This window comes from Streptomyces sp. SLBN-118, assembly GCF_006715635.1.
GTDB lineage: Bacteria > Actinomycetota > Actinomycetes > Streptomycetales > Streptomycetaceae > Streptomyces.
Genome location: NZ_VFNP01000002.1, coordinates 35,993 through 50,642 on the forward strand (window position 1 = coordinate 35,993; position 14,650 = coordinate 50,642).

Consider the following 14,650-nt stretch of genomic DNA (forward strand, 5'->3'; position numbering starts at 1 on the left):
GGGGATTGGTCGTGCTTGTTCCAGGCAAAGGCAGCCATGCTGTTGGCCGTTCCGGACACAAGGCGACAGCCGAAGTCTCCACAACTCCGCGGCTGTTCCAGCGAGGCATCGCAGGCGTCCGCACGATGGTCGACGTCGGGGTCGAGCACGGAGTGCCCGTACTGGCCTGCCTCGACGGCAGTGGCGTGGACCGGAACGCTCTCGCCGACGACACCGCACACGTCCGAGCCTGGCAGGAGCTCGTCGTGGCTCAGAACCTGGTCCGCGCCACAGGCGATACTCCCGGCCTGGGCCTTGAGGTCGGCAGCCGGATTCCGCTGCGCACGTACAGCGTGTGGGGCTTCGCACTCCTCGCCAGCCCGACGCTGCGCGAGGCGGCGGCTGTGGGACTGCGCTATCTGGAACTCACCTTCGCCATGGTCGGGATCCACCTTCAGGAAGACAGAGACGAGGTCCGCCTCGTCCTGGACGACAGGCTCGTGCCCCAGCCCGTCCGGCACTTCTTCGTCGAGCGGGAAATGGCCAACATTCGTACCATCCTGGACACCATTGTGGGCCGGCCCTTCACACCCCTCCGGCTGGACCTGCGCTTCCCACAACCTGAAGGGCCTTCACCGTACGAGGCGTTCGCCGAAACGCCGATCGCCTTCGGGGCGCCGCGCAACGCGATCGTCACCCGCGCAGCGGCACTGGATCAGTCGCTGCCGCAGGCGGACCGGCACACAATGCAGATATGCGAACGCGAGTGCGACGTCTTGCTGGCCCGCCGCGCCGACACCGGATTCGCAGCGCGGGTACGGGAAGTGCTCATGCAGTGGCAGGACGGGATCCCCGACATGGGTGTTGCCGCGGCCGAGCTGTACGTCTCCACCCGCACGCTGCACCGCCGTCTGGCCGCGGAAGACACGTCCTACCGGCGCCTGGTGGACGAAGCGCGGCACGCTCGCGCCGTCGAGATGCTGTCCACCCGCGCACTCGGAGTCGACCAGATTGCCGCACGGCTCGGCTACGCCGATGCGGCGACATTCATCCGCGCGTTTCGCCGGTGGACGGGCGCGACCCCGGGCGCTTACCGGGCCAGCGTGCCCACCTGGCGCTTCTGATCATTTCAGGACGGCCTACGGAGCGAAGTCCCACGGATTGAAGGCGGCGGCGACCGGGCGGAACGGCGGGGGCGGCAGCATGCCGACGTTCACGTGCCGGGGAGTCGCCCCGATGACCGGCAGCACGCGGCCTAATCTGCCAGAACTCACGTCTCATCACGAAAGGAACACCTCGTGCCCTCTCGCCTCAACCCGTACATCGCCTTCGACGGCGACGCCCGGCAAGCCATGGAGTTCTACAAGGGGATCTTCGGCGGCACCCTGGCGGTGAACACATTCGGCGACCTTCAGCCGGAAGGAAGCCGGAGACGCCGCCGACAAGATCATGCACAGCATGCTCCAGACCGACAGTGGCTTCACGCTCATGGCCGCCAACAACGCTGCTTGCGTTGGGGCATGTCGGGGACGACCTGCAGGACGGAAAGGGCGGGGTGGACGACGCTGGGAGTGTGCAGGGCACGGGGAATGACGCCGGTGACGTGGCCTCCGGCAGTGAGGGCGGCGTCAGCGAGCGCCAGGCTTCGGCGGGTGAGCAAGCAGGTCTCGTCGCCCTCCGCAGCAAGTCGTGCTGGAGACCGCCCCCTCGGGGCACCGCCCGGACAGGAGCGGGACCTCCGTATGATCAGCGGCTCACGACAAGGGGCGGGGACATGACGAGCGGCAGATACACGCGCTTCGCGGTGGCGGGGGCGACTGCGATGGTCCTGGTGACGGGATGCGCAACGGGCGGCGACAACCCGCCCGCGAAGGACACGAAAGCTACCGCAGCACCCAAGGCGGGTGCGGCCGTACTCAATGACAAGCAGGTGGGCGTCGCCCTACCGGAAGTGAATGCCGTCCCAGGGCTGAAGAACGGCATGCGGACCCCGCTTCCCGTTTGGGATCCGAGCACCGGGGACTGTGTCGCTGGGCAGCCGAATGGCTTCCTCTGCATGGGAGCCGTCTCCGTCGGGTCCTCCGTCTACACCGCGAAGGGGGAAGCGAGCGCCCACTTCATCCTCTACGCCTATGAGGACACCAAGGCGGCAGCCAACGCATACCGTGCGCTCCGGACCAAGAATCAGGTGGATCGAATCCTGAGCGAAGTACCCCTCAAGGCCATCGGGGAGCAGGGCACCGCCTGGCGGGGTACGGCCAAGACCACGGGTTACCCCAGAACTACCACCCAGGTACAGGTGGGTACGACCGTGCTGACGATCGACGCAGTCGGCAGTGCCAAGTACACGGAGATCGACCGGCTCACTGCCTGGGCCACGATGTTTGCCGAGCGCTCGCGAAAGGCGCAGGACAGCGCCGCGCTCCCCCCGGCCGGCTGAGCCCGCGACATCGGGGAGGGGCGGCCTCAGAACTCGCTCTGCAGCTGAAATGCGTTGCGGCCGCGTCCTTGTCCGGGGCGGGCGGTGTGAACGAAGGGCAGGTTCGCGCGGGCGCCCGAGTGGAATTCAACGCCGACGCACGGGTGCATGGCCGGGGTCGGACGGTCGCTGTAGCTGTAGGCGCGGGCGATCTCGTCGGAGGCGGCATTGACGAGGAGCGCCGCGAGGTACGGCTCGGCCCGCGCAGGGATGATCATTCCCTGTTCGTACAGTGCCGGCAGCGGCACTTCGGCAGGCGGCTCTCTCCTCACCGGCTTCTCGGGCTGGTCGAGTTTCTCGCCGGGGCGCGGCGACGCCGGTGATGCCGGCCCACAACTGCGCACCGGAGCTGAAGGTGATGGCGAGGCCTCGGGGACGTGAGCCTTCTTCGCTCCACCGCTCCACCGCGTGGATGTCCGGGCCCTTGGGGAGCGCGGCCAGGCAGAACTGCTGGAACCGTTCAGAACGCACGAGGCGGCGATCGCGTCGGGGGTGGTCGACGTGGGTGATGTGGCCGGGTGCGGTGGCGTCGGCGGCCATGGCGGCCAGCGTGCAGTTGCTCGCCGATCCGATCGTGGCGTTGATCCCGTGCAGGGCTAGGACGCGCAGTCTCACCAGCTGGGCCAGTTGGCGGGGGTCACGGTCGAAGTAGCGCAGCGAGCCGGTGTTAGGAACAGCTGGGCTGTCTCAAGGGCCGCGTTGTCTCAACTGAGCTGGTGGCCCTGAGGGCATGGACCGTTCTAATCACCGGGCGGGGCGTCTCAAAGGACGAGTGGGAACTTCATCCGTCGTCCGTGGCGGCGCGCATGCTGCTGGTTGACGGTGTCGTGGTACGGGTTCACGCGAAGGCGGAGCAGAGTGGGAGCGACCCGGCGTCGTCTGAACCCCGCATGGGTGGCGTGCACCACCGCGACGGCAGGTTTGCCACGGACGTGCCCGGCTTGCACTGCGCGCAGGCAATCACCTACTCCACCACCTTCACCAGTCGGGCGTGCAGGCTCTGCCACCGTGTTTCGGCCTGGTCGCGGCTTTGGCTCCCTTTGACTTGGCAAGGGCCGGTGGCGGGTCGGTGGGCACCGACCTTGCTGGTGAGCACGCACGATCGTGGAATCGACCGCGATGTCACAGTCGATCTCTCCGGCGACATCCGCCGCGGCCCGGACGGCCGCTCGCGGGGCGATCTCACCACCAAGTTCCACCTGAGCGCGGTGGGCTGCGGCTGGCTCCTGCCCTGAGCGTCACGATCCGCGTCCTCCGGCCGGGGCGAGGCAGACCGCGCAAGAAGCCGGACCGCCTCGCCGCCCACAGGCGTGCAGCATCGGGCCCTGAACTCAACTACCTGGGGCGAAAGGGTATTCTGCACGCCATCCTGGAGAAGACCGACAGTCAGGCGGCCGGCCTGCGCAAGGGCTCACGCGGCGGACGCCCACCCGGTTTCGACAAAGAGCCGTATAGGAAGCGCAACACCGTCGAGTGAGCCATCAACATCCGGGCCGGCCACCTGTCCCGCCGTCGGCGGCTCTGCCCCCGGGACGCCCAGCCGCCCCTTCATGCCTGACTTCCTTGCGACAGAGCCGAGTTGCCCACCTTTCAGGTCCCACATTCCGGAGCTAACTCTCCAACCGAAGCGCCATATTTCAAACTGGGGCACCAGAGTCGATTTTCATGATCGAAATATTTCGACGACCGATCGTCTTGATTTCTTGATCGACTTTACACTCCCTGTACCTCTTGGTTTGGCGTGAAGGCACCCTCGTTCGAAGCGAGTTGCTCAGCTCAAGGCCAGATCTGCACAGAAAGGTAAAGATTCACCTAGATCATTCCATTGCTGTCCCTTTACCTTTCATTGCAGTTGAAGCCCCTCCGCGGCATCGGCCAAGATCCTTCAATACGGGCATATCCCCGTCCGCCTTCCCGTGGCCGACCCGTTTTCGCAACTCCGTGGCACCCCCGGTTGGAGCACCGCTGGACCCCGGACTGTAAATCTCCTGCTTGATCCCCTGTGTGGAGATCTATTGAAGGAGACGTAATGGGTTTTCGGTTCACGAGCGGCCACCGGGGTGGCTCAGCGTGTCCCCTGCGCCGACCGCACGTAGACGGCTGCGCCGGATAGCTGGTTCTCTGTCGTTGTTGCTGGCCTTTGAGACGGCCATGGTGGTGGAGTCCACCGGGGAAGCAATAGCGCTGACCGCCGAGAGGCCAGCCGCATCCGCCCCGTCTGTGGTGGCGCCGGGGCCGGCAGAGGCACAGGATGAGGCTTCCGCGCTGCTGACGGCGCGGCTTCAGGACCGGAAGATCGAAGTCCTGTCGGAGCGGACGGCGGACTCGACAACGTATGCACTGCCGACCGGGGAACTGCAGACGTCCAGCTACGCCGGGCCCATCCGGGTCGACCAGAACGGCGTCTGGCGGGACATCGACACGTCGCTGTCCGACTCCGGTCCTGCGCTGACACCGGACGTCGCGGCCGCCGAAATCACCGTCGCCGACGGCGGCGACACTGCCCTCGCGAGCGTGTCCAAGGGGGAGAAGTCCTTCGGGCTCGGCTGGGCCAGCAAGCTCCCCACGCCGACGGTGAAGGACGACACCGCCTCGTACGGTCTGGGTGAGGGGCAGACGCTGACGGTCACTGCCCTGCCGCAAGGCTTCTCGCAGAACGTGCTCCTGGACAAGGCCCCGGCCGGTGCGGTGTCCTACCGCATGCCGCTCGACCTGGACGGGCTGAAGCTGTCCCAGGCCGACTCCGGTCATCTGCTGCTGCAGGACTCCAGCGGCAAGCTGGTCGCCGAGGCACCGGCACCGATGATGTGGGACTCGAGCAAGAACCCCGTCTCCGGTGAGCCGGAGCACCAGGCCAGGATCGCCACGAAAATCGAGACAGCCGCTGACGGATCCCAGACCCTGGTGCTCACCCCGGACGAGCACTTCCTGACCGAGGCCACGTACCCGGTGACGGTCGACCCGACCTCCACACTCGCGGTCACCACGGACACCTGGCTCCAGACTCCGGATTACACCGACTCGCAGGTCTCTTCGACTGAGCTGAAGTCGGGAACGTACGACGGCGGGACGCACAAGGCGCGCTCGTACCTCAACTTCGACGTGTCGAAGTTCGCGGGCAAGCACATCACCGACACGAACCTGTCCCTGTACTCGTACTACTCCTCGACCTGCTCCACGTCCGGGGCAGGCACGCAGGTCCGCCGGATCACCTCCAACTGGTCCTCGTCGACCATCACCTGGGGTGCCCAGCCGACAACCACCACCACGGGCGCGGTGACCAACACCGCCGCACTGGGCTACAGCTCCTCCTGCCCGGCCGGCACGATGAACTTCGACATCGACGCCATCGTGCAGGCCTGGGCCAACGGCTCGGCCAACTACGGCCTTCAGATCCTCGGGGCCAACGAGACCGACACCCTGACCTGGCGCCGTTTCCGCTCGGCGAACTACATCTCCGGGGACAACTCGGTCGAACCGCATCTGACGGTCACGTACAACTCCTATGCCACCACTTCGGCGCTGGCTATCTCGCCGTCGGTGGTGAACGCCTACAACGGCAAGCGGTACGTCACCTCGCTCACCCCCACGCTGTCGGCCAAGGTGAGTGACGCGGACGGCGGTAGCGCCCAGGCTCAGTTCGAGCTCACCGCGGATCCGGCCTACAGCGACACCACCTACGCGTACACGGCTTACGGCAAGACAGTGCCGACAGGGTTCACATCGACCCTTGCGGTGCCCTCGGCCAACGCCTTTCCGGCCGGCACTCACCTGCGCGCACGGTCTCGGGCCTTCGACGGCACCGACTACGGTTCCTGGTCTGGCTACACCACCTTCGTGCTGAACACCGGTCTGCCGGCCGCACCGACCGTGTCCTGTGCCACCTACGCTCAGGACACCTGGGCGGCCAAGGCCGCCGGGGCGGTGACCTGCACGCTGGATACAACATCCACCGACGGCCAGGGCTTCAAGTGGGGCCTGGACGACCCGGCTTTGTCCAAGCGGGTGGACGACACCGCCGATCACTCCATCCAGGGCCAGACCGTCACCGACACCGACACCGGCGGCCAGACCTACGCCCGTACCTACACCTACGACAACACCGGCCGCCTGACCCGGGCCGACGACACCGCCCCCGACGGCACCTGCACCCGCCGCGGCTACACCTTCGACAACAACACCAACCGCACCGCACTGGCCACATCCACCAGCGCGGCCGGTACGGCCTGCACCTCCACCGGCGCGACCACAACCACCAGCACTTATGACAGCGCCGACCGGCTGGTGAAGGCGGGCATCGTCTACGACGCCTTCGGCCGCACCACCACCCAGGCCTCCGGCGCGACCATCGGCTACTACACCAACGACCTCGTCCGGCAGCAGACCACGGCCACCAGCCGCCAGACCTGGACCCTGGACGCCGCCCAGCGCCTCGCCGCCTGGACCACCGAAAGCACCGCGGACGGCGGCGCCACCTGGACGCAGACCAGCGCGAAGACCAACCACTACGGCGGCGACGGCGACAGCCCCGACTGGATCAAGGAGGACACAGCAGGCGTCACCACCCGCAACGTCCAAGGAAGCAGCGGCAACCTTGACGCCACCACCAGCACCACGGGTGACACCGTCCTGCAACTGACCAACATCCACGGCGACGTCACCGTCCAGCTCCCCCTGGACACCACCAAGCCTGTCGTCGCCCTCGCCCACGACGAATACGGCAATCCGGAAGCCGGCACCGCCGCCACCCGCTACGGCTGGATCGGCAGCAAACAACGCTCCAGCGAAACCGTCACCGGCGCCATCCTCATGGGCGTCCGCCTCTACGACCAGGCCCTCGGACGCTTCCTCTCCGTCGACCCAATCCCCGGCGGCAACGCCAACGCCTACGACTACTGCACTGCCGACCCGGTCAACTGCTACGACCTCGACGGACGGTTCGGCTGGGGCAAATGGATCGACCGGGTAGGCACCGGACTTGCGATAGCCGGCATGTTCGGTTGCGCCGCCTGTTCCGCCATCTCCGCGGGGATCTCCCTCGGCCGCGGCATCTACAAGGTCCGCCACGGCGACCGGAGCGGCTGGATGGACATAGCCGGAAGCGCCACGTTCGGTGCCGGCAAGGGCTTCCGCTACGCCGGAAAATTCTGGAAGGGCCGCAAGATGGCCCGGTATGCCAAGGGAGCTCGCGGCCGCGGAAGGTACAACAAGCGGATGCGCAGCAGAGCAGCCAAGGCACACCGCCTATACCATCACCACTACACGCGGCGCGCGGACGGGATCGACCGGTGGTACGGCGGAGGTTCCATGGCCTACGGGCTGTACGGGGAGCATCACTCCTACCGGCAGCAAGGATGGCGACGATGGCTGTGGTGATCAAGAATCGCGAGCGGATCCTGCGAGCCTGCGAGACCCGCCTGGCCACTCTGGCGTTCCTCGTTTTCGCAAAAGGGGATCGAAAGGAAGCGGCGATCGCAGCCGCTGAAGCCGACAAGGCTGTGTCGGACCTACTCCAGGCGCGGCCCGGAAAGATCCGCCAGCAGGATGCGTGCGGCGTATGGCGTCCGGCTTCTGACGCACTGGCCCTTCGCTCATGGCTGTGGTTCGTGATCGCAGTCCTGCTCGGGGTCGGAAGTCTCTTGCTGATCCCGGGCAGTACAACCGCAGAGCAGTACGTGCGGATTGCGCTCTCGTTGGTCCCTGCAGTGCCCAGCGCGTTGTTCGTATCACGCCAGCTGAGCCACATGCTGGCCCAACGGTCCCTGAGAGCCGAGATGGCCGGACAGAATGTTCTCGTCTGGATCGGCCGCTGGCTCAGTGAAGGCGCCGTTCTCGTCCTCACGGTGGGAATGTGGGCGCTCTGGGTGACGGTCCTCGTCATTTAGTCCCGTCTACTCCTCCACTCAGCAATGCGGGGCGCCAGCTACCTGGCGCCCCGCATTCGGGGCGGGAACGGTGCCCCGCGCCCAGACGCGATAAGTACCGCGCCCGAGTCGACGTTCGTCCATGACTCGTCAAAGGCGAACTGCGTTTCAGCATCAGTGAACCGCTGGCCGGACAGCCACTCGTGGTGCACACAAGTCCAGCCCGTCCCGCCGCGCCAGACCCGCCCTGCCGCAGCAACAGCTTGGAGACCCGGTTGCGGGCATGGGCTAGGTCCCGGAAGGACGTCGTCCCGGCCCCGGACGAGATCGCGGGCGGCATCCTCGGTCGGCGTCGGCACCGCACCGCCGGCAGCTCGTCCATCCGCAGCAGCTTCGCCAGCCGCTGGGCATCCCGCTTGTCCGTCTTGATCCGGTGCCGTTTCCGTCGGTCAGCAGGGCCACGGCTTCGGCACGACTCATCCCACGTGGACAGTCCTATTTGGCGGAGGAGAAAGGGGCGAGTCTCCGGTTGTTGTCGCGCTTCTTCAGCGCCAGGTTCTCGTAGTACAGGTTCGCGGTGACCGCCGCGAGTGCGTCGAGTTTGCTCTGAAGTTCGGTCACCGTCGCTTTCGCCTCACGAAGCTGTCTGCGTAATACGGCAATGGTCTCGTCGCGGGCCGTCTCGCCCGGGGGGCGCAGCACGGGGCAGGCGACCTGGGCGTCCCATTCGGCCAGCACGTTCTGGGCCCGGTGCATGGTGGCGTGGCTGACCTGGGCCTCGCGGGCGAGGTTGGTTTTGGTCAGTGCGCCGCTGGTGTGCTGGGGCTGGCCGGCCAGCAGCCGGGCCATGGCGGCGCGTAGTTTCGCCTCGGTGGCGGCAGAGACGGGCATCAGGGGCTGTCTTCCTGTGGGTTGAGCGCATGGGTGATGCGCTGGACGTCGGCGAGGGCGGGCCAGGACGGCCTCGCGGCGGGCCGGGGCCAGGCGCCGGTCTTTGAGGGTGGCCATCAGGTCGTGTTCCTCAGCAATCCAGATCGGGGCGTGGGACGCGGTGATGGTGGAGTTGCGGCAACGGGCGGGCTGGCAGGCCCCGATCAGCGGGGCTTGGCCTCGCTGGTCATCGGGCAGGCCGCTCTGGCATTCGGCGGTCTCTGGTTGCCGCAGGCAGTGGTTGAGGGTGCCCAGGCGCAGGTCGGTGAACTCCTCGCGCAGCAGGGCACGTACGGTGCGCTCGTCGGCGTGGTGGGCTTGCAGCCCGCCGTGGGGGCGGAGGGCGTTGAGGTGACCCCCGGAGTGTGGACACAGGGTTTCATGCTGCGAGTGTGAGTCTACGTTCTCTCTGGTGTTGCTGTTCGAACTCGACGGGCGAGAGATAGTTGAGGGCGCTGTGGCGTCGGCGGGCGTTGTAGTACGTCAGCACTGGAAGATCTCCAGCCTCGCCTGACGCATCGTCGAGGAGAGTCTCTGGTGCATCGCTTCTCTCTTGAGGCCCTGCCAGAAACTCTCGGCTGGAAGACCCCAGCCGAAGCCCTCAACGAGCATCTACTATCGGCCCAGGAAGCCGGTGTTGCGACGACCGGTTGAGTCCAGGCTGCGAGCCGCGGTCCGCGTGGAAGATCACCCCGTCAACGGTGCCGCCGCGGGTCGCCACGGCCATCTTCAGGGCGTCGATGACCAGTTCGGCCCGCATGTGCGGGGCCATCGACCAGCCGAGCACCCGGCGCGAGCAGATGTCCAGGACACAGGCGAGATACAGCCACGTGCCGCCGACCTGGACGTATGTGATGTCGCCGCACCACTTCTCGTCCAGCCGCCTGGCGTGGAAGGTGCGGTTCACCAGGTCCGGGGCGGGCGGCGCGAGCCGGTCCGGGACCGTCGTGCGCTTGCGTCGCCGCAGGTGACGGCCCTCGAGCCCGTGCTTGCCATCAGGCGCTCGACGCGCTTGCGGTTGACGGCGTGCCCGAAGCCTCGCACAGCGTGGACACGGCGGATCCCATAGGTTCCCTTGTGATGGGTGTGGATCTCGTGGATCTCCGCGGCCAGGGCATCGTCGGCGGCCTGGCGCTCGTCACGGGCCTTCGCGCCGGCGAGCCACCGGTAGTAACCGGAGCGGGAGACCTCAAGGACCCGGCATATCCGCTGCACGCCAAAGGTCTCGGCATGGGCGGAGACGAAGTCCCAGCGGTGGGTCTTCACTTCATCTCCTTCGCGAAATACTGGGCCGCCCGGCGCAGGATCTCCCGCTCGAGCTCCCACTCCTTCTCGGCCTTGCGCAGCCGACCGTTCTCCGCACGCAGCCTCACCAGCTCCTCGTCCCGGCTCTCCACGGACTGCTCACCGCGGCCGCTGGTGCGGCCGGCCTGCTCATCGGCCTGGCGCACCCAACTGCGCAGGGTCTCCCCGGTCACGCCGACATCTGCAGCGACCGCCGCATACGTGCGCTTCCCACCCGCTCCCCGGTACAGCGCCACTGCGTCATTCCTGAACTCCGCCGGATACGGAGACCTACGTCTCACCAGGACACCTTCCCTCGGATCCACAAGATCCATTGTTCAGAGTGTCCACACCACGGGAGTCACCTCAACCACCCGCTCTACGCGGGCCGGCCGTTGGCCGGCCGGCCAGGCGCCGGTCTCCGGCGAGGTCGGAGACGGCCTGGGCGCGGGCGGCCTTGGCGAACCGCACCAGGGCCTGCAGCCGTCCCGGCGGTATCGCGTCCCCGGAGCCGCCGAAGGTGCGCAGGGATTCGTAGCGTTCCAGGGCCTTGCCCACGCCGCGCGCTGAGATGTCGCGCGGGGAGCGGCGCAGGCGGTCCAGCTCGAGAGGCGCTTGCCCGCGGGGACCACGACCAGCTGCTGCAGACGCTCGGCCTGCTCCGTGATCGGGGCGGCAGCGAGGGTGGCCCACAGGCGCTTCTCGGCGCGCTCGCGGGTGCCGGAGACCAGGCGTCCCAGCACGGTCACCCCGGGCAGCACCACCTTCTTGTCCACCAGGTGGCGAGGTCGAACAGCAGGGTGGGTCGTTCGTTGCCGATCCAGGCCCGCTGGTACATCCAGCGGGCGAGCCCGAACCACTGGTCGAACTCGAACTTCGTGTACCCGTAACTCCGTGCGGATCTGCTCCTGGTGATCCCAGCGGGCCTCACCGGTGCCGTACCCGGCGAGCTCGCCAGGGTCCAGACCGAGCTGCTCGGCGACATAGCCGACCACCACGGCGGGCACCTCCTCAGGATTCTCCAGGAAGGTGCCCAGGTAGCGGATGGTGCCGAGCTGAACGGCCCAGCCGATCCGGTTGCGCCCGCTGCGGACGGCTATTGCCCGGCGCCGTGCGGTCGGATCCAGTAGGAAGGACCCGGCGAGCTGTCCCTCGTCCGGGTCCTCGGTGAAGTGACCGAAGCGCCTGCGCTGTTCGTCGCTCAGAAAGTTGGTGGGCACCGCCCGCTCCTTGACCTGTCGGCGTGATTCGCGCGCGACGGTGCCAGGTGACCTGACGGTGCGTGAGACGATCCCTGGTTCCAGACCAGAGCATTACCCCATGTGATAGACCAGGTCACGAACCCGGCGCACGATCAGCCGGGCCGTGACCCGGTCGGCTGATCGTGCGGCTGGCGAACGCGGTGTACGCGGAGCGGTCTGCTTGCTGTGCGCCGGCTCTTGTGCGGTCAGCAGGCGGCGACGGCCTCAGCGGCTTCTGTCTCGTCCGCGACCGCGGAGGGCGTGTTCTTGGGGCCGCGGAAGGCGATGTAGACGAACAGGACGCCCATGACGGCGGCGCCTGCCCACATGGCCTGCTGCCAGCCGTCGACGAAGGACTGCTGGGCTGCGTGGAGCAGGTCCTGTGCGTTCGGGCCGGTGCTGCCCGCCGCTTCAACGGCGTTGGCGACGCCTTCACGGGCGGTGTCCGCGGCCCCCTGGGGGATGCCGTGCAGCCTGTTGTCGATGGCGCTGCGGTAGCCGGCGGACACGAGCGCGCCGAGCAGGGCGATGCCGAGTGCGGTGCCGAACTCGCGGGTGACGTCGTTGAGGGCGGAAGGCGACGCCCTGCTTCTCGCGCGGCAGGGAGGCGGTGATGGCCTCCGTGGACGGGGTCATCGACAGGCCCATGCCGACGCCCATGGCGAGCAAGCCGGGCAGGATGGACAGGTAGCCGCCGCCGACGGAGACGAACAGGGCCATGAGAGCCATGCCGACGCCGGCCATCGCAATGCCCACCACCATGGTCGAGCGAGCGCCGATACGTGCGGCAAGCTTGGGGGCCAGGCCGGAGGCCATCATCATCATGACGGCCATGGGCATCATCGCCACCGTGGACAGCAGGCCCGACCAGCCGAGTACGGCCTGGAAGAACGGGAAGAGGACCACGCCGATGCCCGCCTGGACACCGAAGACCAGCAGAAGCGTGACCGAGCCGCCGACCAGACCGCGCTCCCGGAACAGCCGCACGTCCAGCAGGGAGGCGTCGCGGCGGTGAAGCTCCCAGGCCACGAAACCGACAGTGGCGATGAGGCCGACGGCGAGGCTGATCAGCGTCTCGGGGGCGGTCCAGCCGCGTTCGGGGCCTTCCTGCAGGACGAAGATGAGGCCGACCACGGCGACGGTGGAGACCAGTGCGCCGACCGTGTCGAATCGGTAGGCCGAGGTTTCGCGGGAGTTGGGAACCGACTTCACCGTCATGGCCAGGGCCACGAGGACCAGGACCACCGGCAGGACGAACAGCCAGCGCCAGTCGGCGACGTCGACGAGGAGCGCGGAGAGGAACATGCCCAGGATGCCGCCGCCTCCGGCGACACCGGTCCACACGCCGATCGCCTTGCCGCGCTGCTCTTCGGGGAAGGTGGAGGTGATGACGGCAAGCGTGATCGGCATGATCATCGCGGCGCCGATACCGCTGGCCACGCGCGAGGCGAGCATCATCTCCGCCGTCGGGGCCAGGCCCGCGGCAACGGTGGCGATGCCGAAGACACCCAGTCCGGCGATGAGCATGGGCTTGCGGCCCAGGCGGTCGCCGAAGGCGCCGAGCGGCAGCAGCAGCGCGGCCAGGGCAAGGGTGTAGATGTTGATGATCCACAGGACCGTGCTCTGGGAGGCGCCGAATTCCACGGCCATGTGGGTCTGCGCGACGTTCAGCCCGGTCACCGACGCGATGACCGCCATCAGGGCGATGGAGACGGCGATCAGGATTGTGCGCTGTTGACGCTCGTCGGGGACACCCCCGCCGCTGGCTTGCGCGGCCTCTATGGGCTGGTTCGTACTCATGGATTCCTCTCAAAATGGGCATGTCGAGTCAGCGCCGGAGCAGCGCCGGTCGCCGAGTGAAGGGGTGGGCGGGCCAGGGCGCCGCGCGCATAGCTGAGTGCGGTCGAGCGGTGGGCCGGTGCCATGCCGGGACGTCAGGGGGCGGGGGTCTCGCCCTGGGCTGCGGCGAGGGCCGCGTCGGTGTCCGCGGTGGCCAGCAGGCCGTTTATGTGGGAGCCGGCCAGGGCGCCGGCCGCTGCGGAGGCGCCGACCTGGGCGGTGAGGTCGGTGGCGTTGCCGGCCACCCACACGCCCGGCACCTCGGTGGTACCGGCCATGCCGGAGGCAAAGCGGCGGCCCATGTTGTCGGGCAGGTCCTCCATCGGCAGCTTCAGACCGTCCAGGCCCTCGATGCGGGCCTGCATCTGCGTGGCGACCGCGAGGACGCGGCGGGCCACGACCTGGCCGTCGGTCAGGCGCACCCCGGCGAGGGTGCCGTCCTCGTTGGTGATGATCTCCTGCACCGGGGTGTCGACGATGCGGATGCTGCGGGCGGCGAAGCGGGCGCGGGTGTCCTCATCCAGGTGAGTAGCGTTGGTGAAGTAGGTCAGGTCCTCGGAACAGGAGTGCGTGGGCGATGGAGGCCGGCCGGTGGCGAGGATGCCGATGGGCTCATCGCGCACCTCCCAGCCGTGGCAGTACGGGCAGTGCACCACACTGTGTCCCCAGTGCTCGGCGAGGCCGGGGACCTCGGGCAGCACGTCCCGCAGGCCGGTGGCCACTTAGGACCCGGCGCCCGGTCACGCTTCGGCCGTCGGCCAGGGTGATGGTGAAACGCAGATCCCCGTCAGCCGACGGGGCGGCGGGCTCGGCCGAGCCCACCTCGCCGAAGACGATGCGCCCGCCGTACTGGCGCACCTGCTCCCGGCTCCGCCGAAGGATCTCGCGGGGGGGTGCCGTCCAGGACGATGAAGCCGTGCATGGCCTCTGCCGGCGCGTTGCGCGGGGAGCCGCTGTCGATCACGCCGAAGCGGGCGAGCATCAGCGCACCGTTCAGCCCCGCGGCGCCCCCGCCGATCACCACCGCGTCTACG

At 67.9% G+C, this 14,650-nt stretch carries 9 protein-coding genes and 4 pseudogenes; 7 read left to right on the plus strand and 6 right to left on the minus strand.

Features of this window, described 5'->3' with window-relative positions:
• The first annotated feature begins 125 nt into the window (after positions 1 to 125).
• The 3 genes and pseudogenes from FBY35_RS18495 (at position 126) to FBY35_RS18505 (ending at position 2,419) form a co-directional block, all read left to right on the plus strand.
• The gene (locus FBY35_RS18495) at positions 126 to 1,103 is read left to right on the plus strand and encodes an AraC family transcriptional regulator (RefSeq protein WP_160159282.1); all 978 of its coding nucleotides are present in this window, start codon (positions 126 to 128) and stop codon (positions 1,101 to 1,103) included.
• Between the two features lie 174 nt (positions 1,104 to 1,277).
• A pseudogene (locus FBY35_RS38045) lies at positions 1,278 to 1,479 on the plus strand (VOC family protein); the annotation flags it as partial.
• A 274-nt stretch (positions 1,480 to 1,753) separates the two neighbouring features.
• On the plus strand, positions 1,754 to 2,419 hold the full coding sequence (locus FBY35_RS18505) for a hypothetical protein (protein ID WP_142215156.1): 666 nt from the start codon (positions 1,754 to 1,756) through the stop codon (positions 2,417 to 2,419).
• A gap of 26 nt (positions 2,420 to 2,445) precedes the next feature.
• On the opposite strand, the gene FBY35_RS18510 is transcribed toward FBY35_RS18505, so the two are convergent.
• Positions 2,446 to 2,676, minus strand: a complete 231-nt coding sequence (locus tag FBY35_RS18510; protein WP_142215157.1) for a hypothetical protein — start codon at positions 2,674 to 2,676, stop codon at positions 2,446 to 2,448.
• Positions 2,677 to 3,546: 870 nt separating this feature from the next.
• Here FBY35_RS18510 and FBY35_RS36125 point away from each other — a divergent pair.
• From FBY35_RS36125 to FBY35_RS18520, 3 genes are all read left to right on the plus strand, one after another.
• Positions 3,547 to 3,693, plus strand: coding sequence for a hypothetical protein (locus FBY35_RS36125; RefSeq protein WP_160159284.1), 147 nt, complete (start codon positions 3,547 to 3,549; stop codon positions 3,691 to 3,693).
• An 895-nt stretch (positions 3,694 to 4,588) separates the two neighbouring features.
• The gene (locus FBY35_RS37750) at positions 4,589 to 7,834 is read left to right on the plus strand and encodes a DNRLRE domain-containing protein (protein WP_313904679.1); all 3,246 of its coding nucleotides are present in this window, start codon (positions 4,589 to 4,591) and stop codon (positions 7,832 to 7,834) included.
• Positions 7,822 to 8,343, plus strand: coding sequence for a hypothetical protein (locus tag FBY35_RS18520; protein ID WP_142215158.1), 522 nt, complete (start codon positions 7,822 to 7,824; stop codon positions 8,341 to 8,343). The genes FBY35_RS37750 and FBY35_RS18520 overlap by 13 nt, the downstream gene beginning before the upstream one ends.
• A 474-nt stretch (positions 8,344 to 8,817) precedes the next feature.
• On the opposite strand, the gene FBY35_RS18530 is transcribed toward FBY35_RS18520, so the two are convergent.
• Entirely contained in the window at positions 8,818 to 9,213 is a 396-nt protein-coding gene (locus tag FBY35_RS18530) for a hypothetical protein (RefSeq protein ID WP_142215159.1), read from the minus strand.
• Positions 9,214 to 9,234: 21 nt separating this feature from the next.
• On the opposite strand from FBY35_RS18530, the gene FBY35_RS18535 reads away from it, so the two are divergent.
• Positions 9,235 to 9,648 (plus strand): hypothetical protein, encoded by a 414-nt coding sequence (locus FBY35_RS18535; protein WP_142215160.1) that lies wholly within the window; start codon positions 9,235 to 9,237, stop codon positions 9,646 to 9,648.
• On the opposite strand, the pseudogene FBY35_RS18540 reads toward FBY35_RS18535, so the two are convergent.
• The 4 genes and pseudogenes from FBY35_RS18540 to FBY35_RS18555 form a co-directional block, all read right to left on the minus strand.
• Positions 9,632 to 10,838: pseudogene (locus tag FBY35_RS18540) on the minus strand (IS3 family transposase). The gene FBY35_RS18535 and the pseudogene FBY35_RS18540 sit on opposite strands and share 17 nt — an antisense overlap.
• Positions 10,839 to 10,874: 36 nt before the next feature.
• Positions 10,875 to 11,756: a DUF4158 domain-containing protein gene (locus FBY35_RS18545; protein ID WP_160159285.1), complete on the minus strand. Its 882-nt coding sequence runs from the start codon at positions 11,754 to 11,756 to the stop codon at positions 10,875 to 10,877.
• Between the two features lie 227 nt (positions 11,757 to 11,983).
• Positions 11,984 to 13,577, minus strand: a pseudogene (locus FBY35_RS18550) (MFS transporter).
• Positions 13,578 to 13,711: 134 nt separating this feature from the next.
• Positions 13,712 to 14,640 (minus strand): annotated as a pseudogene (locus FBY35_RS18555) (NAD(P)/FAD-dependent oxidoreductase).
• Positions 14,641 to 14,650 lie beyond the last annotated feature (10 nt).